The 24,901-nt window shown below is 62.8% G+C and carries 24 protein-coding genes; 7 read left to right on the top strand and 17 right to left on the bottom strand.

Annotated elements, in window-relative coordinates; all coding sequences use genetic code 11:
* Positions 1-254: 254 nt before the first annotated feature.
* From AB843_RS19190 to AB843_RS19175, 4 genes are read right to left on the bottom strand one after another with little or no spacing between them, the layout of a single operon-like run.
* Positions 255-1,706, bottom strand: coding sequence for an N-acyl-D-amino-acid deacylase family protein (locus AB843_RS19190; RefSeq protein WP_048648510.1), 1,452 nt, complete (start codon positions 1,704-1,706; stop codon positions 255-257).
* 30 nt (positions 1,707-1,736) lie between these two features.
* Positions 1,737-2,282: a TRAP transporter small permease gene (locus tag AB843_RS19185; RefSeq protein WP_048648509.1), complete on the bottom strand. Its 546-nt coding sequence runs from the start codon at positions 2,280-2,282 to the stop codon at positions 1,737-1,739.
* A 3-nt stretch (positions 2,283-2,285) separates the two neighbouring features.
* Positions 2,286-3,269, bottom strand: a complete 984-nt coding sequence (locus AB843_RS19180; protein ID WP_048648508.1) for a TRAP transporter substrate-binding protein — start codon at positions 3,267-3,269, stop codon at positions 2,286-2,288.
* Positions 3,270-3,297: 28 nt separating this feature from the next.
* Positions 3,298-4,581, bottom strand: coding sequence for a TRAP transporter large permease (locus AB843_RS19175; protein ID WP_048648507.1), 1,284 nt, complete (start codon positions 4,579-4,581; stop codon positions 3,298-3,300).
* Positions 4,582-4,709: 128 nt separating this feature from the next.
* Between AB843_RS19175 and AB843_RS19170 the strand changes: the two genes are divergently transcribed.
* Complete coding sequence (locus AB843_RS19170; RefSeq protein ID WP_162230648.1) at positions 4,710-5,624, top strand: LysR family transcriptional regulator; 915 nt, start codon at positions 4,710-4,712, stop codon at positions 5,622-5,624.
* Positions 5,625-5,981: 357 nt separating this feature from the next.
* On the opposite strand, the gene AB843_RS19165 is transcribed toward AB843_RS19170, so the two are convergent.
* Genes AB843_RS19165 through AB843_RS19140 form a run of 6 tightly spaced genes read right to left on the bottom strand, consistent with a single transcriptional unit; the run spans position 5,982 to position 11,917 of the window.
* On the bottom strand, positions 5,982-7,352 hold the full coding sequence (locus AB843_RS19165; RefSeq protein ID WP_048648505.1) for an amidase: 1,371 nt from the start codon (positions 7,350-7,352) through the stop codon (positions 5,982-5,984).
* Between the two features lie 40 nt (positions 7,353-7,392).
* Positions 7,393-8,580, bottom strand: a complete 1,188-nt coding sequence (locus AB843_RS19160; RefSeq protein WP_048648504.1) for a substrate-binding protein — start codon at positions 8,578-8,580, stop codon at positions 7,393-7,395.
* A 35-nt stretch (positions 8,581-8,615) separates the two neighbouring features.
* The gene (locus tag AB843_RS19155; protein ID WP_048648503.1) at positions 8,616-9,314 is read right to left on the bottom strand and encodes an ABC transporter ATP-binding protein; all 699 of its coding nucleotides are present in this window, start codon (positions 9,312-9,314) and stop codon (positions 8,616-8,618) included.
* Between the two features lies 1 nt (position 9,315).
* Positions 9,316-10,035 carry an ATP-binding cassette domain-containing protein gene (locus tag AB843_RS19150; protein WP_048648579.1) on the bottom strand — a complete coding sequence of 240 codons (720 nt, stop codon included), beginning with the start codon at positions 10,033-10,035 and terminating at the stop codon, positions 9,316-9,318.
* A complete protein-coding gene (locus AB843_RS19145; protein WP_048648502.1) occupies positions 10,032-11,072 on the bottom strand; it encodes a branched-chain amino acid ABC transporter permease in 1,041 nt (346 codons plus the stop codon). The genes AB843_RS19150 and AB843_RS19145 overlap by 4 nt, the downstream gene beginning before the upstream one ends.
* Positions 11,069-11,917, bottom strand: a complete 849-nt coding sequence (locus tag AB843_RS19140; protein ID WP_048648501.1) for a branched-chain amino acid ABC transporter permease — start codon at positions 11,915-11,917, stop codon at positions 11,069-11,071. Before AB843_RS19140 ends, AB843_RS19145 begins: the two co-directional genes overlap by 4 nt.
* A gap of 307 nt (positions 11,918-12,224) precedes the next feature.
* Here AB843_RS19140 and AB843_RS19135 point away from each other — a divergent pair, with 307 nt between their 5' ends.
* Entirely contained in the window at positions 12,225-13,733 is a 1,509-nt protein-coding gene (locus tag AB843_RS19135) for a M81 family metallopeptidase (protein ID WP_048648500.1), read from the top strand.
* On the top strand, positions 13,723-14,505 hold the full coding sequence (locus AB843_RS19130; RefSeq protein ID WP_048648499.1) for a FadR/GntR family transcriptional regulator: 783 nt from the start codon (positions 13,723-13,725) through the stop codon (positions 14,503-14,505). Before AB843_RS19135 ends, AB843_RS19130 begins: the two co-directional genes overlap by 11 nt.
* 206 nt (positions 14,506-14,711) lie before the next feature.
* Here AB843_RS19130 and AB843_RS19125 read toward each other — a convergent pair whose 3' ends face one another.
* The 7 genes from AB843_RS19125 to AB843_RS19095 are packed head-to-tail and all read right to left on the bottom strand — an operon-like array spanning position 14,712 to position 21,282.
* Positions 14,712-15,746, bottom strand: a complete 1,035-nt coding sequence (locus AB843_RS19125; RefSeq protein ID WP_048648498.1) for an ABC transporter ATP-binding protein — start codon at positions 15,744-15,746, stop codon at positions 14,712-14,714.
* 19 nt (positions 15,747-15,765) lie between these two features.
* The gene (locus AB843_RS19120; RefSeq protein ID WP_048648578.1) at positions 15,766-16,608 is read right to left on the bottom strand and encodes a carbohydrate ABC transporter permease; all 843 of its coding nucleotides are present in this window, start codon (positions 16,606-16,608) and stop codon (positions 15,766-15,768) included.
* 8 nt (positions 16,609-16,616) lie between these two features.
* Positions 16,617-17,519 carry an ABC transporter permease subunit gene (locus AB843_RS19115; RefSeq protein ID WP_048648577.1) on the bottom strand — a complete coding sequence of 301 codons (903 nt, stop codon included), beginning with the start codon at positions 17,517-17,519 and terminating at the stop codon, positions 16,617-16,619.
* 32 nt (positions 17,520-17,551) lie between these two features.
* Positions 17,552-18,796: an ABC transporter substrate-binding protein gene (locus tag AB843_RS19110; protein ID WP_048648497.1), complete on the bottom strand. Its 1,245-nt coding sequence runs from the start codon at positions 18,794-18,796 to the stop codon at positions 17,552-17,554.
* A gap of 19 nt (positions 18,797-18,815) precedes the next feature.
* On the bottom strand, positions 18,816-19,724 hold the full coding sequence (locus AB843_RS19105) for an SMP-30/gluconolactonase/LRE family protein (RefSeq protein ID WP_048648496.1): 909 nt from the start codon (positions 19,722-19,724) through the stop codon (positions 18,816-18,818).
* The gene (locus AB843_RS19100; RefSeq protein ID WP_048648495.1) at positions 19,721-20,518 is read right to left on the bottom strand and encodes an SDR family NAD(P)-dependent oxidoreductase; all 798 of its coding nucleotides are present in this window, start codon (positions 20,516-20,518) and stop codon (positions 19,721-19,723) included. The genes AB843_RS19105 and AB843_RS19100 overlap by 4 nt, the downstream gene beginning before the upstream one ends.
* Complete coding sequence (locus AB843_RS19095; RefSeq protein WP_048648494.1) at positions 20,515-21,282, bottom strand: FadR/GntR family transcriptional regulator; 768 nt, start codon at positions 21,280-21,282, stop codon at positions 20,515-20,517. The genes AB843_RS19100 and AB843_RS19095 overlap by 4 nt, the downstream gene beginning before the upstream one ends.
* Positions 21,283-21,416: 134 nt before the next feature.
* On the opposite strand from AB843_RS19095, the gene AB843_RS19090 reads away from it, so the two are divergent.
* The 4 genes from AB843_RS19090 to AB843_RS19075 all read left to right on the top strand — a co-directional run bounded on the left by AB843_RS19090 (position 21,417) and on the right by AB843_RS19075 (position 24,897).
* Complete coding sequence (locus tag AB843_RS19090) at positions 21,417-22,553, top strand: mandelate racemase/muconate lactonizing enzyme family protein (RefSeq protein WP_048648493.1); 1,137 nt, start codon at positions 21,417-21,419, stop codon at positions 22,551-22,553.
* A gap of 58 nt (positions 22,554-22,611) precedes the next feature.
* Complete coding sequence (locus AB843_RS19085) at positions 22,612-23,478, top strand: DUF6772 family protein (protein WP_082143915.1); 867 nt, start codon at positions 22,612-22,614, stop codon at positions 23,476-23,478.
* The gene (locus AB843_RS19080; RefSeq protein ID WP_048648491.1) at positions 23,478-23,813 is read left to right on the top strand and encodes a hypothetical protein; all 336 of its coding nucleotides are present in this window, start codon (positions 23,478-23,480) and stop codon (positions 23,811-23,813) included. Before AB843_RS19085 ends, AB843_RS19080 begins: the two co-directional genes overlap by 1 nt.
* A gap of 247 nt (positions 23,814-24,060) precedes the next feature.
* On the top strand, positions 24,061-24,897 hold the full coding sequence (locus AB843_RS19075; protein WP_048648576.1) for an IclR family transcriptional regulator: 837 nt from the start codon (positions 24,061-24,063) through the stop codon (positions 24,895-24,897).
* Positions 24,898-24,901: the final 4 nt, after the last annotated feature.

The raw sequence follows: 24,901 nt of genomic DNA, 5'->3' as shown, positions 1-24,901 counted from the left end.
TCTTACAGCCGCCCCTTGGCCTGCACGCCACGCACAAATCCAATCCGAACGCCCCTCCTTAGTCGGGCTACAGCATCGGCCCGAAAATCGGAACCAATTTTCGGAAAGAACGATGTGTAGATTCAAAGAGTTAGAGCGCCCTTTGACGCACGGCGCTCCAGCGATTGTAGGCCGGCTTGGGTAGCTTCACCGGCTTGTGGGTCGAGGCGACCCACGCGACCGCCAGCATATCCACAGTCTGAGAACGGACACAATCAAACCACCAGACAGGGGGCGGTTTGTTCGAGCGGGCGTCCGGGGCGTGCGCCCGTCTTTTCGCCATCGACCCAGACCTCACGCCCGTTGACGAAGACGCGGTCGATGCCCACCGCCGGCCGGACCGGCGTTTCGAAGGTTGCGCCTTCGGCGATGGTGTCGGGATCGAAGATCACGAGATCGGCAAAGCCGCCGACTGCAATCCGGCCGCGCCCGCCAAGACCGAAGCGATCGGCGGGCATGGAGGTCATGCGGCGCACGGCCTCTTCCAGTGAGAAGAGCGACAAGTCGCGGGCATAATGGCCCAGTACGCGCGGAAAGGTTCCCCAGACACGGGGGTGGGGGTGCTTGCCGGTGGGGATTCCATCCGAGCAGATGATCGTGTGTTCGTAGGACAGAATGCGCTGAACGTCGTCTTCGCTCATGATGAAGAAGATGCCGGTTGCGGGCAGGAGTCTCTGCAGGGCGTTGTCGATATCGGTGCCCCATTCCTCGGCGATGTCGGACAAGTTGCGGCCCGCCATCTGCGGGTAGGGGAGGCTTTCGGCGACGATCACCCGGGTCGCCTGCTTGTGCCTGCCGGAATCGAGGATCGTCGATGAGGCGATCCAGGGGGTGGTATCAAGGCCCACATCCTGTCGCTGCATCGCATCGTCGATCATTTTCAGCGTGGTGACCGACATGCCGTGGTTTGCAAGGCCCGCGCATTTGTGATGGGAAACATGGACGCCGCAGCAGGCTTCGCGCCCCACGGTGAAGGTCTCCTCGAGCCCCTGCACGACACGGTCGCCCTCGTCCCGCATATGGGTGACATAGAGCTTGCCATGGGCCTGCGTGACCTTGGCGACCTCGATCAGCTCTTCGGTCGTGGACGCGCGTGACGGAGGATAAAAGGGGCCGGTGGAAAGGCCGATTGCGCCTTCGCCCAGCGCGCTGTCGAGCTTGCGGCACATTTCTTTCAACTCTGCGGCGTTGGCTGGCTTGTTCAGGTCGGGCAACTCGTTCACGCGCAGGGTGGAGTGTCCGATCAGGCAGGCTGCGTTGACTGCCGCCGGCGCGGCCAGGAGCCGGTCGCGATAGGCCGCATAGGTTTCGAAGCTCAGCGCTTCATCCTCGATGATCATGCGCAGCGGCGCGGGAAGTTCGCCCTTCGGCACCAGCGGCGCGATCGAGAAACCGCAATTGCCGTTGATAACGGAGGTGACGCCCTGGGACGTCATGAATTCCATGTCGGGCTGGGTGAGCATCGCCGCATCGTGGTGCACATGCGGATCGATGAAGCCGGGAGCGACGACACGGCCTTTCGCAGGGATCTCGCGGCCGGCGGTCCAGTGCGTCAAATCACCGGTCGCGACAATGCGGTCGTCGCTGACGGCGACGTCACCCTTGCGGCGGGGCGCGCCTGTACCGTCGATGATGTCTGCGCCGCGGATGATGATATCAGCGTGCATGGAAAGGCTCCTGTTTTGTTGCGTCGAAGGTCAGGTGGCGTCGCTGTCGGGGGGCGGCACGACGTCATCGCCGCACCAGCGCGCGACGAGATGAACGAGAATGAAGACGATCATGATCGGCACGGCCACGGCGACCCAGAAGGTGCTGAAGGGTAGTGCGTCGGCCATGGTTCGGCTGTGACGCAGCAGGAAACCGCGCGCCGGGTTCATGTTGGGGCCGTAGAAAACGTACCACAGGATCGGCAGGAGATAGATCAGAACCACTGCCGATCTCATCAACGCGGCTGCAAGCTGCAGCAGCGGAAACCGTGAACCGCCGCCGCTGAAGAGCGCCGGGTCGAACCGGCGCTTGAAGGAAATCGTGGCGCCGAGGAGACCGGCCCAGATCATCGCGTATCGGGCCAGTTCCTCGGTATAGGGCGGCGGCTGGTTGAAAACATAGCGCGCCAGGACCTGCAGCATGACAGCCCCCACGAGGATCACCAGCGCCACTCCGGCCGTCACCGTGGCGACACGATCGAGCCCGTTGCTGAAGCGGATAACGGTTTTGGCGATGCGTTCCATGGGGGCGGCCATTGCTTATTGCGCGACAGCGTTGCGCGCTTCGGTCCAGATGCTCAGTTGGTCGCCCGGCAGCGAGGTGGACCAGGTGTTCTGAGCCAGTTCGGCCATCTTTTCGCGCTCGCCTTCGGCGAGCTCGGTGATGGTCACGCCCGCGGCTTCATGTTTCGCCCGCACTTCGCCGGCCCAGTTGTTGACCCAATCCCGGTTCGCCTTTTTCCCGGCTTCCAGAGCGGCGTCGATCTGGTCTTTTTCCTCGTCGCTCAGCGAGGTGTACCAGTCTTCCGAAATCAGCACGATCCGCGAGGACGGCGTGATGTCAGCCGGTGTGAAGTGTTTCAGAAACTCGGTGTGGCCGGTGCGGATGGCGGAGTTCGGCGGGTTGAAATAGCCGTCGGCAACGCCGGTCTGGATGGCGTTCGCCACCTCCGACCAGGACACGATGGTGCCTGTCGCGCCCAGTGCTTCCTGAAGTGCGATCTGCTCGCTGTTGAGCGCGCGGAAGCGCAGGTCGGACATGTCCTGGACCTTCGAGATCGGCTTCTTGGAATTGTGGATGCCGATATCCATGCCGATGTAGTTCACGTCCACGAAACGTACGCCATTGTCGAGAAGCGGACCGTTCATCTGCTCGAGGATATCCGTTTCCGTGAGGACCGCATCGATCTCTTCGCGGCTCTCGAAGAAGAAGGGGAGTTGGATGCCCTTCATGAGCGGCGACATGCCGAACCCGGTGGAAAGGGCGGCGAGGTTGACCTCGAGAAGGCCCTGGGCCACCTGGTCAAAGCGCTCCTTTTCCGAGCCGAGCGTATCGGACGGGAAGATGGAAACATCGAACTCGGTGCCCTCGAGGGCCTCGGCGAAACCGTGGGCGAAGGCTGCTTCCGGATTGGTCGCCGTATCGTCGGCGCCGTTCATGGCGATCTTGATGTCGGCCGCATGTGCGGTGGCGGTCATGAATGCCAGTGCCGAAATGGCGAAAGCTTTGGGTAGAAACGTCATTCTTCTCCTCCGTTTTGTTTTGGTATGGTCAGGCGAGCCCCAACAGGCGTGGAATGGCGAGAGAAATCTCCGGGAAGTAGGTCAGCACCAGCAGCAGCGCGACTTCGGCCAGAAAGAAGGGCAGGGTCGCGCGTATCAGCCGCCAGTAATTCATGCGGACCGTGGTGGCGAGGATCAGCAGGACGCCCCCGAGCGGTGGCGACAGAAGGCCCGTGGTGATGTTGAAGCAGATCACGATGCCCAGGTGGACCGGATCCACACCCATGGCGATCGCAACGGGTGCGAAGATCGGTGCAAACAGCGCCACGGCGGCTTTCACATCCATCGCCATGCCGGCCACCAGAAAGATCAGGTTGATCAGCATGAGGTAGTGCAGCTGACTCAGGTTCCAGTCCTCGACCGTCGCCTTGATGGCCTGCGGCCATTGCAGGAGGGCGGCGATGTAGGAAAAGGTCGAGATCGCACACAGGATGATGAAGAGTCCGCCGAGCATGACTGCCGTGCGCTGCAGGCTGGCTCCCACCTGGCGCCAGGTCAGGTTGCCATGGGCGAAACCGACCACCAGCGCTGCAATGACAGCCACGGCTGCAGCTTCCGCCGGTGTCATGAAGCCGAAAAGCGTTCCGCCGAGAATGATCACCGGCAGGGTCATGGCCGGCAGGGCTTTCAAAAGCGAGGGAAAGAACGCGGGTACCTCCTCGCCGCGTCCACCGGGGTGATTGTCGCGGTGGGCATAATAGGCGTTGATCGCCATCAAGACGCCGGCCAGAAGCAAGCCGGGCAGAATGCCCGCGGCGAAAAGCGCGGTGACGTTTGTCTCCATCAGCGCGCCGTAGAAAATCAGAATGGACGAAGGCGGGATGATCGGTCCGATGATCGATGATGCACCGGTGATTGCCGCTGCATAGTCGAGCGGATAGCCACGTCGGCGCATCTCGGGCACCAGCGAATTGCCGAGCGCCGCCGCGTCGGAAACCGCCGAGCCGGAGACGCCGGCAAAAAACACCGAGGTCATCACGTTGACATGGCCCAGCCCGCCTTTCAGGCGTCCGAGAAAGGACATGCAGAAATCGATCAGAGCGGTCGCCAGTCCGCCGCGGTTCATCAGATCGCCAGCGAAGATGAAGAGCGGCATCGCCAGAAAGGCGAAAACGTCGAGCTGGCTGAAAAGCCGCTGGGGCAGCACCGCCATGTACGTCTGCCGATCCGTCGCGATGAAGGTCAAAATGGCGGAAGCGCCAATCACATAGGCAATGGCGGCGCCGGCCATGAGGCCGAAAACGGTGAATGCGATAATCAGCGGCGCCTGCATAGCTCGTCGGTCTCCCCCCGGTGGCTCCCGCGAATTTGGCGAAACCGCTTGCATTAGGAAATAGAAAATATTTCGCTATTCCATAGTATATATGTATGGACTGCCATGAACGGTGGGAGGAGACGCCGGTGAAACCACTGACTTTGCAGCGTTTGCAGGTGTTCTGCGCTGTTTACGAGCGGCAGTCGATCACGGCGGCTGCACGACAGATGAATCTCTCCCAACCTACGGTCAGCCGCCATTTGCGTGATCTCGAGGCGGCGATCGGTCTGACGCTTTTCGTTCTCGACAAAGGGCGGGTGATCCCCACCGTCGAGGCGGACGCCATCTACAACGAAAGCCGGTTTCTCTATGACGGGATCAGCCGGCTGGAGCGGCGCATTGATTCGCTGCGAAAAGGGGTTGGCACGCGGTTGCTGGTGATGTCGGTCGGGCTTTTCGCGCCCTATTTCGTTCCCAATGCACTGCGCAAGGTGCTGGATGCGATGCCCGGCCTGCGGGTGGCGGTGGATGTGGGCACCGCCCAGCAACAGGTTCAGGCAATCCGGGCGGGTATGGTCGATGTCGGGCTCGTCATCGGCAAGTTCCAGGCCGATGATATTTTCACAGAACCGCTGGGGCGCGGCCGTCTTGTGGTGCTCAGTCCAAAGGATGGCCCGCTGACACGTCTTGACCGGGTTCGGCTGGAAGATCTGAGCACTGTACCGATGTTGGGGCTGACGCCGCGTGGACCGATCGGGCGTGTCCTGAACGAGGCGCTTCTGGAGCGCGGGCTGCCCTTTGACAACACGGTGACGGGCAACACGCTGGTCTCGGTTCCTCATCTGGCGCTTGCAATGCAACGTTCGGCAGTGGTCGACGAATTCACCGCTGCATTTCACGGTCTCGACGGGCTGGTGACCTTACCGCTGGAACCTGATCTGCCACTGGAAATCCAGTCGATTTCCATCGGTGCCAATGCAAGCAAGGTCGCCAGTCAGCTGTTCCTAAAGGAAATGCGTCAGATGCTGGCCGACTGGAAAGCGGGTATAATGCGGTTCTAGCATCTGGGCGGTGCCAGGTTGTTGCCGGCTTCGAGACGCTCGCAGGGCCGGGCATGTTCGCCGGCTTCCTTGGCAGCATCGGCGTTCCTCGCCCTCGAGAACAAGGTGACAACGCCCGGCGAACTCCTCTTCCGGCGGGTTTGCTGTGAAGGCGAGACTTGGCTGGCCGCCTCGGAAGCAGGCGGTCCCTTGTCGGTCAGCACCACGCGTTGGGCACGTCGGTGATGCGGATCAAAGGAAGATACAATACGATATCATTGTTGTGGCGGGTGTCGGCGCAGCGTGCCCTTAGGCTGCCTTCCAGGCCCGGTTGAGGATTTGTGCCGTGATCTCAGTTCGTTCAGCGCCGGGAAGCGGTCATGGTGCAGAGCGACCATCCCGGGCGTCTCCCGGATTGCCATGGCGCATCAAGTTCAAACCGAGTTCCTGTTCGAGCATGGCGCCAACGTTCAGCAGTTCGGCATCGCCACCGCGGCGGGTGGCGAGCTGGATACTGGCGCCAGGGGCGTCGCGGCCCGCACTCGCAGGCATGGCCAAGGCCGGATGACCGGTATGGTCAAACAGACACGTGTAACGCACCAATCCGAGAGTGAAGTCGTGTTCGTCACCGGCGATCAGAACGCTGGGCGCAAAACGCGCCGGCGGTGTGACCGGCAAGGTCGGCATCATCAGCACATCGCATGATTTCAGTGCCGCATCGACTTGACGGGTGAATTCTTTCCGCGCCTGCATGGCTCGGATATAGCGGCTCGCCGGAATGTCGCCTCCCGCCTTGAGGTTGGAGCGAGGCAGATCGGGCAAGTCGGGATGCTCTGCCAGCCCCTCGGCCTGATAGAGCGCCGCTGCTTCCGACAAGAGCACGACACCATGCACCTCGATGACCCTTTCAGGGGATGGGAGGCTCACTTCGACAATTGTGCAACCAAGCCTCCTGAGGCCTGCAAGGGCTGCCTCCATGCCTTCATGAACGATCGGATCAGCTTCCGCAAAACCCGATGGGTCAAAGCCGATCACCGGATTGTCCGGCAGGCGCGGCCCGCCGCTCGCTTCAAGCGCTTGCCAGATCGAGACGAGATCCGCCACGCTGCGTGCCATTGGACCGACGTGGTCAAGCGTATGGGTCAGAGGACGGATGCCCTGGAGCGGCCAGCAGCCATAGGTCGGTTTCAGGCCGGCGATTTCACAGGCCGCTGCGGGAATGCGAATGCTGCCGCCGGTATCGGTACCTAGTGCCAAGTATCCGAAACCGGCCGCGAGTGCCGCACCCGAACCTCCACTCGATCCGCCAACCGTGAAATCCGGCCACACGGGATGGCGCACCGCTTCCGTCCGAACCCCGAAGGCGCCCGGATCCGTAGCGGTAACGCCCAGTATGACGGCCCCCGCATCCCGCAAGCGTTTCACGATCCAAGCATCGTGCTGTGGCCGGCGGTCCGAAAGAAAGGGCAGTCCGGCCGAACAGACGGCCGGGACCGTATCGATGATATCCTTGACAAGCACGGGCAGTCCGCCGAGCGGCCCCGGATCGCTGCCCTGGGCACGCATTTCATCGATCCGGGCGGCGGTCTTCCCGGCGGTCTCCGCGAGAATGTCCGTCACCGCACCGAGCGCGGCATTGTGCGCCTCGATGCGATCGAGAAACGCGACCGTCAGGTCACGGGCGGTGATCTCGCGCTTCTCGAGCCGCGACAGGATCTCGGATATGGGGGCGAAGATCGGATCGGTCATTGCCGGGAGAATGGACCGGTTTCCCGGTCCATCCAATTCCTCAGAGGGAGCAACCGGGAATGTCGGGGTCGATCTGCCCGAAATTCTCGATCGTTTCCCACATGCCGTCGGCTTTTGCGCGCGCGAGGATCGAGTTGCAGCGCATGTGATTGTTGATCGCCGACATGTTGACCCGCCCCTGCGGAGCGGCAAACTCCACCTGACTCAGGGCGGGGATCACCTTTTCCACATCGGTCGATCCGGCCTTCTCGACGGCGAGCTTGTAGAGATAGGTCGCGTCATAAGCGGCTTCGCCGATGGCGTTGATCGGCTTGTCGGCACCGAAGCGCGCACGATAGGCCTCGATGAAACGCTTGTTTTCCGGGGTGTCGATACCCATGAAATAGGCTTGGTTGGAGATTGTTCCCTCGGCGAGATCGGGATGCGCGAAGGAATAGATCTCGTCCCAGGCATTGCCGACGAGCTGCGGCTCGAGGCCGAAGCTGCGATACTGTTTGAGAACGGTAACGCCGTCGGCACCGGCAACCATCATCCAGACGAGGTCGGGTTTTGCGGCCCGGATGCGGTCGAAGGCCGGGCCGAAGTCCTGCGTGCCGAAGGGGAAGAATTCAGCGCCCAGCACCTTTCCGCCATTTGCCTCGAAGGCGTTCTTGATGGCTTCGGCGCTGCGGCGTGGCCAGATGTAGTCCGAACCCAGGATGTAGACCGACTTGCCGACGTTCTCGGTCAGCCATTTGGTGGTCGGGACGATCTGCTGGTTCGGCACCTGCCCGGTGGCGGCGAAGTAGCGTTCGCAGACTTCGCCCTCGTAATAGGTTGTGTACATGAGGAGTTTCTTGGCCGGCGTCGTTACCGAGCGGGCGGCGACATGTTCGAGGCTGGCGATCATGCCGATGATGGCATCGACCTCATCCTGAAAGGCGAGTTTGCGGGCCTTGTCGATGGTGCCCTTGGTTGTCGTCTGGTCGTCCTCGACGAGGAATTCCACCTCGCGTCCGTCGATGCCTCCAGCGGCATTGATCTCCTCGACGGCGAGCTTGAAGCAGTTGAGCTGCGTTTCGCCGAGAATGGTCTCGAGACCCGTCAACGCTGTCAGAAAGCCGATCTTGACGGTTTCGGATTGCGCCTTGACGATAGCGGGAAAGCCGGTCATGGCCAGACCGCCAGCCGCAAGACCGGTACCTATTCCTTTCAGCGTCGTACGACGCGTGATGAATTTGGTCGACATGTAATCCTCCTTGATTCTGGTTCTGCCCTCTTGCGTCAGACGGCGAGAAATTCTCGCATCACTGTTTCGTCCGACATTTCCTCCACGCTGCCTTCCCGAACGATCCGGCCCTTTTCCATCACGATGCAGCGATCGGCGGTGGCCAATGCCAGGTCGATGTTCTGCTCGACCAGGAGCACCGAAATTCCGGTGTCGGCGACAATGCGTTTCAGGAACTCTCCGATCTGATGGACGATGCTCGGCTGGATGCCTTCCGACGGTTCGTCCAGCAGAAGGATTTTCGGATCTCCGGCCAGGGCTCGCCCGATCGCCAGCATTTGCTGCTCGCCGCCGGACATGGTTCCGGCGCTTTGTGAAAGCCGCTCCCTGAGGCGCGGGAAATAGTCGAAGATTTCAGCAGGCACGTCGGAGCGTCCGTCCGGCCGCGATCGCGTGCCAAGCTCCAGGTTCTCCGCCACCGTCAGCTTCGGGAAGATGCCGCGGCCCTGCGGCACGTAGGCAATGCCGCGGCGGGCGATGTCGTGCGGCGGGAAGTTGGTGATGTCGGCGCCGGCGAAGGTCACCGATCCGCCGGTTGCCTTCAACAGCCCGATCAGGGTGCGCATGAGCGTGGTTTTGCCTGCGCCGTTGCGCCCGAGCAGGGCGAGGATCTCACCCTCCCCAAGAGCAAGATCGACACCGAGAAGCACCGGGACGGCACCATAGGCTGCTTTGAGCGATGTGGTGTTCAGCATCTCATTGCCTTCCCAGATACACGTCGCGGACCATGGGATTGGCCTCGATATCGGCAAACGGACCCTCGGCGATCAGTGCGCCCTGGTGGAGGACGACGGTGTGACAGTCGAGCGCGCGGACGAAACGCATGTCGTGCTCGATGGCGATGACGGCGATGTCGGCACAAGCCGTGCGCAGGAGCTCGGCAGTCTTCAGCGATTCCTCCACGGTCATGCCGGCTGTCGGCTCGTCGAGAAGCAGCAGCTTCGGATTGGTCATCATTGCCATGCCGATTTCGAGCCACTGTTTCTGGCCATGGGCGAGATCGCCGGCGCTTCGGTCGGCGATCTCGGTCAGATCGAGCTTGTGGAGAATTTCGGCGACCGTGTTGGGCGCCTTGCCGTCGTGCGCCGTACCGATCTCGGCCACCGACAGGTTCTGGCGCACGGTAAGCCGGCCGAACACCGACGGAACCTGGAACTTGCGGGCGATTCCGATGCGGGCGATGCGGTGAAGGGGCATGCCCGTCACGTCGATGCCATCGAACACGATCTGTCCCGCAGTCGGGCGCAACGTGCCGCAAAGAAGATTGAGAAACGTGCTCTTGCCAGCTCCGTTAGGGCCGATGATGCACTTCGTCTCCTGTCGCTCGACGGTGAGCGATACGTCCCTGATTGCCGTCAGCCCGCCGAAGCGGCGCTGAAGGGCGCGTGCATCGAGAAGAGGTGTGCCCGTCGTCATGCGCGCCTCCACAGCCGAGCCCGGAGTTGGCGGCCCCGCTCGCCGAGCGACATGACCCCGTTGGGAAACAGGAACACCATGGCAATGAAGAACAGACCGATGAACATCGGCCAAAGCTTCGTGTCGATGGACGATATCTTCTGCTGGAGCCACCAGACCACGAACGCACCGATGAACGGACCGACCAGCGTGCCGCGTCCCCCGACGGCAACCCACATGATCACCTCGGTCGACAGCATCAGGCCGATCATGTCGGGGGCGACGAAGCCGGTTCCGGTTGCATAGATTGCACCTGCCAGGCCGGCAATCCCGGCCGACACGACGAAGACGGTCAGAAGATGACGGTCGGTATGATGACCGATGGTGCGCGCGCGCAGTTCATTGTCCTCGATGGCCGTGAGGATGTGACCGTAGCGGCCACTCAGCACCCGCCACAGCACGAGAAGGATGATGCTCGCCAGGAGAAGGACGAACCAGTAGAATTGCGAGGGATCAGACAGAGCGTAGCGCCAACCGAACAGTTCGAAAGTCAGGGGCGGCACGCCGATCAGGCCGGAATCGCCACCGGTTACCTCCGACCAGCCGATTGCGATGTGCTGGGCGATGACGGTCAGCGCCAGGGTGACGATGGTGAGATAGGTGCCGCGCACGCCGGAGAAGATCAGGAAGTAGCCGACGACGAGAGCTGCCAGCATCGCAAGTCCGGTTCCCCCCAAAAGGCCAAGCAGGCTGGCGCTGGCGGGATCGAGACCGAGCTTGATGGTCACGATCGCCATACCGTAGGCGCCGAGCCCGAAGAAGGCGGCGTGACCGAAACTCAGGATGCCGGTGCGCCCCCACAGGAAATCGAGACTGAGCGCAAACAGGCCGAAGAGGAGCACGTCGCGGATGGTGGCGATGTTGTAGGCGCCGGCCCAGAAGGGCAACGACGCAAGCACGAGCCAGCCGGCGGCGATGAGGACGAACTTCGGTCGCGCGAAAGTCGCATCGCGGGCAGTCGCCCGGGCCGCGGCGGAAATCTGGTCCTGCGCGCTCATGCCGGTACCAGCCCGCGCGGGCGAAACCGGACGATGACAATGGCAGCGACCAGCACCAAGGCCTGCGAAACGGTGACCGGCAGATGATAGTTCATGAAGCCTTCGAGCCCGCCGACCAGTGTCGAGCCGGCGACGACGCCGCCCACGCCGCCGATGCCGCCGACGATGACGACGAAGAATGAGCGGGCGAGGTAGTTGATGCCCATTTGGGCGATCACCACCGTCAGCGGTGCGATCAGGACACCGGCGATTGCGGCGAGCGCCGCGCCGAGCGCGAAAGCGCGCGCATTGACGCGCTCCGTGTCGATGCCCAGCGCCGACGCCATGCTGCGGTCCTGAATGACGGCGCGAATATCAAGCCCGAAACGGGTGAAGCGGAGCAGCGCATAACAGGCGAGAATGATGAGGATCGAAAATCCGATGAGCATCAGCCGATAGGCCGGATAGCTGGCACCGAGGATGTCGACAGCCCCGGAGATCGGGCTTGACACCCGTTGAGGAGCGGCGCCGAAAACGAGCTGGAGCCCCTGTTGCAGCACCATGCCAAGCCCCCACGTCGCCAGAATGATCGATGTCGGTTTCTCGTAGAGGTAGCGGATCATCCCCTTTTCGATAAGGAGGCCGAACATCGCGCCGATGAGCGGCGCCATGACGAGCGCCACCCAGTAGTTTCCCCCCATGGCTTGCGTGAGGGCGAGTGTGTAGGCGCCAATGGTGACGAACTCGCCATGGGCAAGATTGATGACGTTCATCAGCCCGAAGATGATAGCCAGACCCAGTGAAACCAGCACCAGGATGCTGATCAGAGTCAGGCTGTTGAGGATTAGGGTGACGCCCTGCTCCATGAAAGTCTCTCTCCCTGTTTGGTCGGCCTTTCCCGGAGGCTTGTCGGCCGGCCCATGCTCCCCTTAGCGTTCCAGCCTCGGCGGCTGGCCGCTGTCTGGTTGCGGGTCGGATTTCACTGCTTGTCCCAAGGTTCCCGCTTGTCTATAGTATTTATACGTATAAATATATTAAAGGCACGAATCTGGCCTTGTCAATTCGATTGTGGCCATCAATCGACGAAGGTCCGGGCTTCGGGAGCCCAAGGTGCCGCGCGCCCTGAACGGAACCGGGTGCCGCGGTAGAAACGCAGATACAGAGGAGACGTAGGTGCGCATCGTCATTGCCCGGGTGAACCACGAGACCAACACGTTTTCGCCGGTGCGGACGCCGTTGGGCGCGTTCAACCCGAAATGGGATGCCGATGCGCTGGCAGCCGCGGAAGGCTCGGCAACGGCCATGGGTGCATTCATCGACTTTGCGCGGGCGCGGGATGCGGAGATCGTCACGCCGGTTTTCGCGCTCGCCAACCCGTCGGGTCCGGTCGAGGACGATGCCTATGAGGCCCTGCACCAGCCGATCGTCGATGCCGTGCGGAAGGGGTGCGACGCAATCCTTCTCGATCTGCACGGCGCCATGGCAACCCGCACCTTCGATGATGGAGAGGGCGAACTGCTGAGGCGGCTGCGCGCGATCGTTCCGGGCGTCCCGATCGGCGTTGCCCTCGATCTCCACGGCAACATCACCGAGGCCATGATCGGGGCTGCGGATGTGATCGTTGGCTTCAAGACTTACCCGCATGTGGACATGCGTGAAACCGGCGCGCATGTCGCGCAGTTGATGGGTGATATTCTCGATGGCGGAGAAAGGCCTGCGCTGGCATGGCGGCATCCGCCGATCCTTGCCCAAACGTTGAAAATGAACACGACGCAGTCCGGCGTCATGAGCGATCTCGTCAAGGCGGCGCGGCGTTCTGAATCAGAGCCGGGCGTGCAGGCAGTGACGATATTCGGCGGCTTCCCCATCGCTGACATCGCCGAAGCCGGGGTGTCGGTGGTCGTCGTCGCCGACACCGACAATCTCGCGCGGCGGGTCGCAGACCGGTTTGCCGACATGGCATGGCGGCGACGTGAGGAGTTCACATACCGCGAGGAGACGCTGGCCACCTCGATCACAACCGCCAAGCGCAGTGCCGAAGGACCCGGCCACGGGCCGGTTTTGCTTCTGGACCATGGGGACAACTGCATGTCGGGTGGCACATGCGATGTTATGGATGTTATCGAGGAAGCTCAGAAACAAGGCCTTTCGGGCGTTCTTGCCGGGCCGATTGCGGATCCCGACGCCGTCGCCGCAATGGCGATGGTCGGTGTCGGCGCCGAGATCACCGTGTCTGTCGGCAACCGGCACGATCTGAGCGCGATCGGCGCGGCCAACATGCCGCTGAGCCTCACCGGCACCGTGACCCATGTCGGCGATGGCGACTATGTGATCAGCGGGCCGACCTATACCGGAATGCGCTGCTCGATGGGGCGCGTTGCCGTTCTCGAAACGGAATGGGCGAGCATTCTCGTCAGCGAGTTGCCGCAGGAACCGTGGGACAAGGGTGTTTTTGCCTGCGCGGGACTGGACCCGGCGGCAAGCCGTTATCTAATATTGAAATCCCGTATGTACTGTCGTCCCGTCTTCGAACCAATGGCGCGGACGGTGATCGAATGCGGCAGCGCCGGCGTAACCAGTTCCAAGCTCGGTCTGTTCGCGTTCAAGCACCTTGCCCGTCCAATCTACCCGCTCGACCGCGAAGCCGCGTTCGGAGAAAGCATGGCCCAGAATGAATGCTGATACCGCGACCGGTCCGAAATCCAGGCGCTTCCAGCGGCCGAAACTGTCCAACCTCATTGCCGACGATTTGCGCCATTGGATCGCGCGCGACCGGCTGAAGCCCGGCGAGAGGTTGCCCAACGAGCGCACGCTCGTCGAACATTATGGCTGCTCCAAGGGCACCGTCCGCGAAGCGCTCAAGGCGCTGGAGGTCGGCGGTCTGGTGAAGATGCAGACTGGACCGAACGGTGGCGCGCAGGTCCAGGCGGTGTCGATCGAATCATCGACGCAGCAATTGCGCACCTACCTGCATTTCCTCGACCTCGACTTCCAACAAGTCTATGCCGTCCGACGCACGGTGGAAGTGACGCTTGCCGAAAGCGTCGTGGGCAAGCTCACCGAAGACCAGTTCCAGCGCATGGAAGACAATGTCGCGCGCTGCCAGAAAGCTCGCGCCGCCGGGGACCGCGCGACGGCGCGGCGGCTTGAAGTCGATTTTCACGATATTCTCTGCGAGAGCTGCGACAATCCCTTCCTGGTGTTTATCTGCCGCTTCATCAACGGCATATTGCGCGACCTTGTCGAATTCCGCCGGGACGAGAACGACGCGCGCGATGCCTTTGGCAAGCACAACACCCAAAGCCACCACGACTTGATCGAGGCCTATCGACGGGAGGATCGGGCGGCGGTGGGCAAGATATCGGCCGAACACATGAACTGCGCGGAGGGCTTCATGAGCAGGCTCGATGCCGCATTTCGCGACAACCTTCTCTATTTTGACGGGAACGCTTGAGACACGGTTTCAGTGGATCGACTTGCCCGGATTCAGAGCAATTCCGGCAAAAGTGGGAATCAGAATGGTCAGTCGCCGTCGTTCAGGCAATTCATACTGCGCTTCGTTCTTCTGACGCTTGTGGATGTCCTCCCGGACCACCCGTTAAGATCCGTTCCAAGCACGGCACCTCAACCCGTCCGGGAAGTGGAGCAATACCGAACACCTCACATCAGCAGGCGAGACTTGCGGAGCGCCATGCCGTCCGTATCGAAGTGATGCAGATTGTCTGTGCCGGCCAACAGCCCCACCTTCATATCCGCCTCGGGCGCATCTCCGTCCACAACGACGAGGCAGGTCTCGCCACTGTCGAGCCTTATGTGAAGCAGCGACGACGCGCCTGTATATTCTGAGATCACGACCTTTCCGCCGATCTGGCCTTTTTCGGGCGCGACGAGGGAAAGATGCTCCGGCCGGACCCCGACGCTCACGGCGCCGGCTGGCTGCGCACCGAAGCCTGCAGCCGAACCCGCCGGCAGGATGTTCATCTTTGGGCTGCCGATGAACTGTGCCACGAAGATGTTGTCGGGCTGCTCATAGAGTTCGCGAGGGCTTCCGACCTGTTCGATACGCCCGTCACGCAACACAACGATCTTGTCGGCGAGCGTCATCGCCTCCACCTGGTCATGGGTGACATAGATCATCGTGTTGCCGAGGCGCTTGTGGAGCGCGGCGATCTCCGAGCGCATGTGAACGCGCAGCTCAGCGTCGAGATTGGACAGCGGCTCGTCAAACAGGAACACATCCGGATGGCCGACGATCGCCCGGCCAATGGCGACGCGCTGGCGCTGCCCGCCCGATAGTTCGCGCGGGAAGCGGTCCAGCAGCGCGTCGAGCTTGAGGAGGGCTGCGGCCTCGCTCACGCGCTGCTGGCGCTCGGCTGCCGGTACCTTCCGCACCTTGAGACCAAAGCCCATATTGTCGCGCACGTTCAGGTGCGGATAGAGCGCGTAAGACTGGAACACCATGGCGACACCGCGCTTGGCGGGCTGTACCTCGTTGACGACGCGGTTGCCGATGCGCAGCTCGCCATCGGTAACGTCCTCAAGCCCTGAGATCATGCGCAGCAAGGTGGACTTGCCGCAGCCGGACGGGCCGACGAAGACGACGAACTCGCCATCGGCGACGTCGAGGGTGACGCCGCGGATCACATCGACACGGCCGAAGCGCTTCTTGAGGTTGCGAAGGGTAAGACTGGACATGGCGTATCCGTTGTTTCCGTCAGCCCTTCACGCCGGACAGCGCGAAGCTCTCGATGATCTGGCGCTGGGCGATCAGGTAGACCATCAGGATGGGCAAGACGGCAAGCGTGGTGGCTGCCAGCTGCAAGTGCCAGAGCGGCGAGCCGTAGGGATCGGTGAAGTTCGACAATGCCAGTGGCAGCGTGAACTTTTCGAGCGACGAGATGAAGATCAGCGGCTCGAGGAACAGATTCCACGAATTGAGAAAGGTGATGATGGCCACTGCCGCGAGCGCCGGGCGCGACATGGGCAGCGCGATGCGCCACCACACGCCGAAGCGCGACAGTCCGTCCATCTTGCCTGCGTCCTCCAGTTCCTTGGGCAGAGCCAGGAAATACTGGCGCATCAAGAAAGTGCCCACGATACCCTGCGACCCGAAGACCGGCAGCAGGATCAGCGGCCAGTGCGTGTCGCTGAGGCCCAACCAGCGGATGAGGAAGAAGTTCGGGATGATCGTCACCTCCTCCGGCACCATCAGCGCGGAGACGAGAAACAATGCGACGAGCGCGGCGCCGGCGAAGCGCAACCGCGCCAGCGCGTAACCCGCAAGCGACGAGATGAAGAGTGTCAGCAATGTCACTGTGACGGCGATATAGAGCGAGTTGAAATACTGCCTTGCAAAGGGCTGGTAGTTGAAGACTTCGAGGTAATTGTTCCAGCGGAACGACGTTGGAATGAGGCTCGGCTGGCCGAAGATCTCGGACGGCCCTTTCAGGCCCGAGGAGATCATCCAGAGGAAGGGGAAGACGAACGGGATCGCCACCACGCAGAGCGCGAGCGTCCAGCAAATCTGCTTCACCGCCCGAAGCTGGCGCTGGGTCAGGGAGCCGATCACGTGTCCCTCCGGCGCAGCGCGAGTTGCACGACGGTGAGCCCCATGACGATCACGAACATGATCATGGCGAGCGCCGAGGCGTAGCCGACGTCGAAAAACTGAAAGCCCTGCTGGTAAATATAGAAGGCAAGGACCAGGGTGCCGTTCTCCGGACCGCCTCCGGTCATCAGGTAGATATGGTCGAACACCTTGAACGAGCCGATCGTGGTGATGACCATGATGACGAGCGTCGTCGGTCCGAGCAGCGGCCAGGTGATCATGCGGAATATCTGCCAGTTCGACGCGCCCTCAAGCCGTGCGGCGGCCTCATAGTCGCGAGGAATGGCCTGCAGCGCGGCGATGTACAGGATCATGTTGAGCCCGACCATCTTGATGACCCGGGTCACGATCACGGCGACCATCGCCCAGTCCGGCTCGCGCAGCCAGTTCGGTCCGTGGATGCCGATCCCGGCGAGCATCTGGTTGACGAAACCGGCCTCACCCTGGAGCAGGAACTTCCAGACGATCGCCCAGGCCACGGCTGAGGTGACGACCGGCGCGAAGAAAACCGTGCGAAAGAAAACGACGCCCGCAAAGCGGCGCGACAATGCGAGCGCAAGGGCGAGCGCCAGCGCCATGTTGAGCGGCACGAGCCCGATGGCGAAGACGATCGAGTTGCGCACCACCTGCCAGAAGTCGAGATTGTGGAAGAGTGCGTCGTCGTAATTGTCGAGGCCGACAAAGACGGATTGCTGCGACAGCAGGTTCCACTCCGTCAGCGAGTACCATACGACCGCGCATAACGGCCCAACGAAGAAGATGAGGAAGCCGGCAAGCGTGGGGCTGATGAAGAGCCATGCCTCCATCGCCTCGCGCATCTTCAGCGTGAGCCACGGCGCACGCTCATCGCGCGCCGTCATGCTTGTTGCCGGCTTCGTCACGCCAGGTCCCCTTAGAGCAGCGGCTGGATGGCCGCGCAGACCGTCTTCAGCGATTCTTCGACATTGGCGTCCGCGCGCCACAGCGCATCGACGCGCGGCTTCATCGCTGCGAGCAACTGGGGGCTGCGCTCGTGGCTGGGCAGCACCTTGCCGTTGGCAATGGCGTTACCGACCACTTCCATCTGTTCCGCGGGGATCAGATTGTTGGATGCGGTGAAGGCTTCGCTCGACAGAACGCTGTTGCGCGCCGGCGGGAAGAACTGCGCCATTTTCGCGACATTGGCCTCGTTCGTCATGTGGGCGACGAACGCGGCGGCCAGCTCCTTCTGGCGTCCTGCCGTGAAGACGACGATGGCGGCTTGGCCGATGACCGGCGCTTCACCCCCCGGTCCCGTCGGCAGCGGCGCGATACCCCAGTTGAAGCCGGCATCGGGCATCAGCGAGGCGCGCGAGATCTGGTTGATCGTCATCGCCGAATTGCCGGAGAAATAATCGCCGTTCTCACCCGGCGGCACGATCGATTTGTCCTTGAACGTCATGTCATGCAATTGCTGCACGGCGGCGATCGCCTCGGGCTTGTCGAAACCGCATTCCTGGTTGGCCCACACGTCCCCGCCATAGGCGCGGATCGGCGGCATCAGCGCGTGCATAATGCGCGTGTCATAGCCTTGGCCGTCCTTGAACTCGAAACCCCATTTGCCGGTGGCCTCGGCCAGCGCCTTGGCAACCTCCTGGAACGTCTCCATGTCCCACTCGCCCTTGGCGGCAAGCGCCAGCGGATCCTCGAGGCCCGCCTTGTCAAACATGTCCTTGTTGTAAAAGATCACGAAAGGCGAGGTGGAGAAGGGCACGCCCCACACCTTGCCGTCTGCGCCCCACAGGCCCATCGCCGGTTCCGAGAAATCGGCGAGGTCGTATCCCTCGGCGGCGTTCAGTGTCGGCGCCAGATCCTCGAGCACGCCGGCATTGGCGAAGGTGGAGGCGGCGTCCTCCATCATCCAGCCGGCATCCGGCGGATTGCCGCCTGCGAGCTGGAACGTCAGCTTCTGCGTGTAGTCGCCAGCCGGGATCGTCTCGAACCGCACGGTGACGTCGGGATGTGTTTCCCTGAAGCTCTCCGCTATGCCGTTGAGCATGGCGAGATGGGCTTCGTTACCGGTCCACACGGTGAAGCGGAGTTCTGCCGCGGCAAGCGCCGACGACATCATTCCCAGCGCGAGCATCGACAAGGTTATGCTTTTCAACACGGACTTCATGGCATTTCCTCCCTTGGGTTCATCCGGTCTTCAGCTTGCCCGCCTCCCGCGTGGAGATGACAGGCAGCAAGGTCACTCGAGGCTGAGGCCAGCCCTTCACGCCGGGCTTTATGGCCAACAGCGAGCCGGCCAGTTTTTCTCCCTCTGCGCCCATCGCCATCGAGGTAATGACGAGCGTCGATAAATCTTCGCCGCAGAAGCCGAGATTTGTCGGGCGCGAAACAGGCAGCCCGATTGCGCCCATCTCGCGTCCCTGCGGGTTGAGGCGGACGATCAGTCCGGCGTCGATGGCGGCGAACCAGTAGCAGCCCTGGGCATCTATCGCCGCCCCGTCTGGCCGGCCCAGCGCCGGTCGGTGAAAGACGCGACGGTTTGCCAGCGTGCCGCTCGCGACATCGAAATCGAAGGCCCAGATCGTGCTGACCCTCGGATGGCTGTCGGCGAGATAGAATGTCTTGCCATCGGGCGAGACCGCGGTGCCGTTCTGCGTGTGCAGCCCATCGATCAGTTCGAAGACGCCGTTGGCATCGAGGCGGTAGAGCCGGCCGCAGGGCGTCTCCGTCGGCTTCAGCGGAACGCTGCCCGCCCAGAACCTGCCGGCCGGATCGACAGCGCCGTCATTCATGCGCATTTCGGAAGATGCATCTCCGGTATCAGCCAGCGTCTCGAACGCGCCACCATCGATAAGGCGATGCCACCCGGAGCCGCCCGCGACGATCACATTGCTTTCGCCATCGAGCGCGAGCGCGCCTGGCATGAAGGGTGTTTCGACGCTCGTCACCCCGCCGGTGATAAAATCACGACAGTGGATTGCGTGCCCCGGTATATCCACCCACCACACGGCGTTCCTGTCGGCATCCCAGAGCGGGCTTTCGCCGACAATGTCGGCGCCGGCATGCAGGACAACGATCTCGGCAGCGCCGCTCATGACGCCTCTCCGGGAAGCGCGCCCGGCGCATCGCCGATCGTCCAACCGCCGTCGACCGGAATATCGACACCGGTGACATAGGCGCCGGCATCCGAGCAAAGCATCAGAACCGGCCCGACGACATCGTCCGGACGGCCCGGCCTGGCCGCGGGAATCTTCATTGTCACGGCCGCGCGGAAATCCGGATCGGCGTAGCGCTGCGCCAGAGGCGCGGTTTCGATCGCCCCGGGCGAGACGACGTTCATCGTCACGCCATGGCGCGCCACGTCGCGCGCCACCGCGCGCATGGCCGTCAGTTGGGCGGATTTCGCAGCCGCATAGGCGACTGTCTCGGCCCGCGGCCGCGACGCCATCACGCTGCCGATTGCAACGACACGACCCCAGCCGCGCTTTGACATCGCAGGCACCAGCACCGACGACAGCGACATCAGTGCCGTCACTCCGACGGCAAGATGCACCTGAAGATGCGCCGGGTTTACTTCGGTCCAGGGCTTTCGGCGCTCGATCGCCGTACAGGACACGAGAATATCGATCGACCCATGCTCGGCCAGGATCTTGCCGGCAAACGGGCTGACGGAATCCACATCAAGAAAATCGGCTTCCACCACCTCTGCGGTGCGTCCCTGCTTGCGGACCTCATCGGCCAGCTTCTGTGTCGCCTCGGCAGCCGCAAGATGATGCAGGACGAGGTTTGCCCCCTGTCCGGCCAACCCCCGCGCGATCGCCGCGCCGATGTCGGAGTTGGCGCCAGTTACGAGCCCCCGGCGTCCTGCCAGGGAAAAGAACACGCTCACCGCCGCCGATCCTTGCCATCGCCAAGCTTGTCGGCCACCTCAAAGGAGGCGACGTCTGCCGCCTCGAAATGGATCTCGATGCGCTGCTGCGCGAGGTTGGCATCGCCAGCGACGATCGCCTCGTAGATCTGCTGATGACGCTCGACTGTCGCGTTCCAGTCGGCGTCGGTCCGGTTGGAACGGCGCGAGAACAGCTCCGAGACTTCGCGCTGAACGGCGCGCATGCCTTCCATCTGGACACGGATCATCGTGTTGCCCGTGGCCAGCGCCATGCCCAGATGGAAAAGGATGTCGGCTTCGGTGAACCCTTCCGGCTCCTTCAGGGCGCGCCGCATCTCGTCGAGCGCGCGTTGCATGAGGACGAGACCGGACTTCTCCCGGCGCTCCGCGGCGAGCCGCCCGATACCGGTCTCGACCACGCGTCGCATCTCGTTCGCCTCGCGCAGCCGCTCGAGGCTGGACCGCACCGCGTAGCCGTAGATGCGATCGAGCGGTTCGCCGTTGATTTCCTTGGCGCGGGCGACCTTGCCTTGCTGCGTGGAGACGAGACCGGCGGATGTCAGCTGGCGCAGCGCCTCGCGCGCAATGGGCTTGGAGACGCCGAACTCCCTGGCGATCTCGCCTTCGGCAGGCAGCGCCTCGCCGGGCGCGATCCGGCCGTCAAGCAGGGCCGCCGCAATCGCATCGGATACGGCGTCGGCGAGCCGGGCTGGCGCGGCCAGCTTGGCATCGAAAACGGACTTCTTGATGCTGTCTGCGCTCATGTTCCTCCCTCGCATTGCCAGTCCTTAGCACGCATCGACCAAACCTAGCAACTAAGTTTATCAGTTGCCAAGCAATCTAGTTAGAGGTACAGAGTGAGGCGGCGCCACCCGCGCCAAAACTGCCGGAGAGCCAAGTGACGAACACCGCCAGCGCCGACATCCGCATCACGGATCTGATCGCCCATCCCCTGACCCAGACGCTGCCGCGGCCTACGGTCACGTCCTGGGGAACATATTCCGAGGTCTCGATCGTGCTGGTAGAAATCCGCACGGATGCCGGCATCGTCGGCGTCGGCGAAACGCTGGCCCGCTTCGCGCCCAAGGCCTATGCGGAAGCAATCGAAACGCTGTTGAAGCCGCGCCTCGTCGGCCAGAACCCAACCGACATCAGTGCGCTGTGGCGCAGCATGCGGCGCGCTCTTTCCGGCCGCTCCGGCGGCATGCTCTTCGAGGCGATCGCCGGCGTCGATATCGCGCTCTGGGATATTCTGGGCAAGGTTGCCAACATGCCGATCCACCGGCTGCTCGGTGGCATGGGCCGCACGGAGGTTCCCTGCTACGCGGCCTCAGTGAACTGGGGCGACGACCCCTTCATGGAGCGCGAGCTCGATCGCTACCTGGAAAAGGGTTTTCCGCGCATCAAGGTGAAGGTCGCCAACCCGGTGAAGGAGGCCTGCCGGCGGATCGGGCATCTGAGAAAGCGGGCCGGCGACGACATCGACCTGTGCGTTGACGCCAACTGGGCATACTCGCTGGAGGAGGCGGTCGAAGTCGGCCGCGCGCTGACCGACAACAACTACTTCTGGTTCGAGGAGCCGTTGCGCCCCGAGGACGAGGCCGGCTACGAGGAACTGCACCGGCGCTGCGCGACACCGCTTGCCGCGGGCGAGAGCAACTATACGCTCGACCAGGCGATGCGGCTCGTCTCCAACCGCACCCTGTCGTACATCCAGCCGGACGTGGCCCGCTCGGGCGGCATCACCGAGACCAGGCGCATGGCCGAGTTTGCCGCCGCCCACGACGTTCAATATGCGCCGCATATCGGTATGTCGGGCATCATCTGCGAAACGGCGAGCGTTCATCTCGCCGCCGCCATGCCAAACATCAAGGCGATGGAATGCGAGACCGACGAGAGCGCATTCAAGACTGCGATCACGGGCACGACCCCCGGCGCCGACCGCCAGAAGAACGGGATGCTGCCGGTGCCGACCGGTCCCGGCCTCGGCGTCGAGGTCGACTGGGACGCGGTCAAGCGCCTGCGTGTGCAATGACGGAAAGGCGCAGAGCGCGATGACGACATCACAGCCCACAAACGAGATGGCGGAGGCATTGCGGCTTGCCCTGCTGCGTGCCGACCCGAAGCTGTCGCGCTTCGACCCGCTGCCGCGCATCATCAGCCATGACGAATTCTCGAACGGACACTGCGGCTGGTCGCAGCTCGTTGGCAATTACGAGGACGATCTCGACACGATGCTCCCGGGCTACGCCCAGCACACAGGCACCATGCTTTCCACCCTCAGTCACTGGGATTCCGGTTCGCACGGCGGCATGGGCTCGTCCTATGCGCTCAAGGTCGCGACCCGCCCGCGCAAGGGCGCGCAGAACGTTGCGATCAAGCGCCACACGTTCCGCCATCGCGGTCGCATCCGCTTCGAGGTCTACTTCACCTTCAAACCGGAGGCCTCCGAACTGAAGCTCAGCGAGACCGATGTTCGCTCCGTGGGCTTCCTGTTCGATCTGCAGGCAGGCGATCACGACAAGGGCGGCGAGCGGGTCATGCCACATCTGCGCTTCCTCAATGCGCTCGACGGCGAGCACGTGCAGAAATGGCAGTTCAAGCGGCAAACCACGGCGTTCAAGCCGGTGGGCAGCGGCGACAAGACGCTCAGCCACTACCACCTCGCGCCCGAAGGCTGGGAAGACCTGCCGGGCGGCGAGCAGCGGCTGTGCTACAACGAGATCAGCACCAAAGTGAACTGGACCTATCTGCGCTTCGACTTTGACCTCGAGACGATGAAGGCGCTCGACTTCCAGTGCAACGACCGCCGTTTCGACATGACGGCTTTCGAATCGATTCGCATCCCGGCGATGAAGAACCTTTGGTGCATGCTGAATTTCTGCCTGTTCGCCGAGACGGACACCGACAAGCGCGCCTTCCTCTATGTCGATTCGGCCTGTATCTCAGGAGACTTCTGATGCTGCCCGAAAACATCACATCCGTCGTTTCCCGTAACGAAATATGGACCGGAAAGGCGGCCAGCGAACCGCACGAAGCCGGATGGGCCCGCGAGGCCGTCATCTTCGTGCGCGCGCTGAAGGAGCCGAAGGGCCCGCAACCCGTTGCACGCGTCGAAATCTCCCCGGACGGCATGCGCTGGGTCGCGGAGGGCGCCGCAGCGGCGATGCCTGCCGGACGTGACGGGATCGCGGTGATGCGCGTCTCCCATTTCGGCAACTGGCTGCGCGTCGCGGCCGATTTCGCCGATGGCTGCGAAAGCACCGTTCTCGTGACCATGCACCTCAAGGCCTGAAACGGCAGGCCGTCGCAACGAAGATCGCGAGCCGCGGCCACAACAGAGTGTCGCCGACAACTGCCTGGTGTTGGTCCTTTGCAGCGTGCTTCCGGAAGCCTTGCAGGGAAAGACGCCGTGCGATCCCGCAAGCGCCTGCCGCTTGTTGGAATGACACGGTCGCAATCGATGCATCTCACAAAAGTGGAATCCTATTCCAATTTGGAATTGGCTGTTGTATATTCACGTTCTGACCAGGGAGGAACGGTTGACCGTTGCCGCTATAGACCGCTGTCTGACGATGCTGGAGACGCTTGCAGGCGAGCGCGAGCCCGTCGAGTTGACGGATCTTGCGAACCGGCTGGGCATGCCCGCAAGTGCGGTTCACCGCACGCTGACCACGCTCGTATCCCGGGGATGGGTGCTGCAGCATGCCGGTACGCAACGCTATGCGCTCTCGTTGCGCATGAGCACGCTTGCATTCCGCAATCTCGACGTCCGCGCGGTGCCGGATGTGGTCCAGTCGGTGCTCGACACATTGGCGCGCGAGACGCAGGAATACTGCCGTCTGGCGATCGTCGAGGGGGAGGATCTGGTCTGGGTTGCCCGGGCGCAGGGGGCTGTCACGGGCCTGCGCTACGACCCTGAGATGGGACAGGAGATTGTCCTGCATGCCACTGCCAACGGCAAGGCCTGGCTCTCCACGCTGGCGGAATCGGAAGCGCTGCGCATCGTCTGCGCCCGCGGTTTCGACGCGCGGCGGCCGCTGGGCCCCAACAGCGCGACCAACGTTGACGAATTTCGCGCCAGACTCGCGGAAACGCGGCAGCGAGGCTATGCGACCTCCGTCGAGGAAGCCGAGGCGGGGACGGGAGCCGTTGCCGTTCCGTTCTTCAACGGTGTGGGGCCGGATGCCCCCGTCGCCGGCACGATGAGTGTTGCAGGCCCCTTGGTGCGGATCACTCCGGAACGCTACGAAGAGCTTGCCGCCGCGCTGAAGAAGGCCGCTGTGGAAGTTGCGGAAATCTGGTCGCTGCGAAGCCGCCAGCGGGGCTATCAGCCTGCCGTGGCGGTCGTGCGGGCGCAGACGGCGGTGGAAGCGTGAGGAG

The sequence above is a fragment of the Nitratireductor soli genome, from assembly GCF_001050155.1.
GTDB classification, from domain to species: domain Bacteria; phylum Pseudomonadota; class Alphaproteobacteria; order Rhizobiales; family Rhizobiaceae; genus Nitratireductor; species Nitratireductor soli.
The sequence above is the reverse complement of the archived record's forward strand: the minus strand, read 5'-3'. Positions and strand labels throughout refer to the sequence as shown.

Coding starts and splice junctions, on each gene's coding strand:
- AB843_RS19190 (WP_048648510.1), bottom strand. CDS start 1,706: ATGCACGCTGATATCATCATCCGCGGCGCAGACATCATCGACGGTACA.
- AB843_RS19185 (WP_048648509.1), bottom strand. CDS start 2,282: ATGGCCGCCCCCATGGAACGCATCGCCAAAACCGTTATCCGCTTCAGC.
- AB843_RS19180 (WP_048648508.1), bottom strand. CDS start 3,269: ATGACGTTTCTACCCAAAGCTTTCGCCATTTCGGCACTGGCATTCATG.
- AB843_RS19175 (WP_048648507.1), bottom strand. CDS start 4,581: ATGCAGGCGCCGCTGATTATCGCATTCACCGTTTTCGGCCTCATGGCC.
- AB843_RS19165 (WP_048648505.1), bottom strand. CDS start 7,352: ATGACCGATCCGATCTTCGCCCCCATATCCGAGATCCTGTCGCGGCTC.
- AB843_RS19160 (WP_048648504.1), bottom strand. CDS start 8,580: ATGTCGACCAAATTCATCACGCGTCGTACGACGCTGAAAGGAATAGGT.
- AB843_RS19155 (WP_048648503.1), bottom strand. CDS start 9,314: ATGCTGAACACCACATCGCTCAAAGCAGCCTATGGTGCCGTCCCGGTG.
- AB843_RS19150 (WP_048648579.1), bottom strand. CDS start 10,035: ATGACGACGGGCACACCTCTTCTCGATGCACGCGCCCTTCAGCGCCGC.
- AB843_RS19145 (WP_048648502.1), bottom strand. CDS start 11,072: ATGAGCGCGCAGGACCAGATTTCCGCCGCGGCCCGGGCGACTGCCCGC.
- AB843_RS19140 (WP_048648501.1), bottom strand. CDS start 11,917: ATGGAGCAGGGCGTCACCCTAATCCTCAACAGCCTGACTCTGATCAGC.
- AB843_RS19130 (WP_048648499.1), top strand. CDS start 13,723: ATGAATGCTGATACCGCGACCGGTCCGAAATCCAGGCGCTTCCAGCGG.
- AB843_RS19125 (WP_048648498.1), bottom strand. CDS start 15,746: ATGTCCAGTCTTACCCTTCGCAACCTCAAGAAGCGCTTCGGCCGTGTC.
- AB843_RS19115 (WP_048648577.1), bottom strand. CDS start 17,519: ATGACGGCGCGCGATGAGCGTGCGCCGTGGCTCACGCTGAAGATGCGC.
- AB843_RS19110 (WP_048648497.1), bottom strand. CDS start 18,796: ATGAAGTCCGTGTTGAAAAGCATAACCTTGTCGATGCTCGCGCTGGGA.
- AB843_RS19105 (WP_048648496.1), bottom strand. CDS start 19,724: ATGAGCGGCGCTGCCGAGATCGTTGTCCTGCATGCCGGCGCCGACATT.
- AB843_RS19095 (WP_048648494.1), bottom strand. CDS start 21,282: ATGAGCGCAGACAGCATCAAGAAGTCCGTTTTCGATGCCAAGCTGGCC.
- AB843_RS19080 (WP_048648491.1), top strand. CDS start 23,478: ATGCTGCCCGAAAACATCACATCCGTCGTTTCCCGTAACGAAATATGG.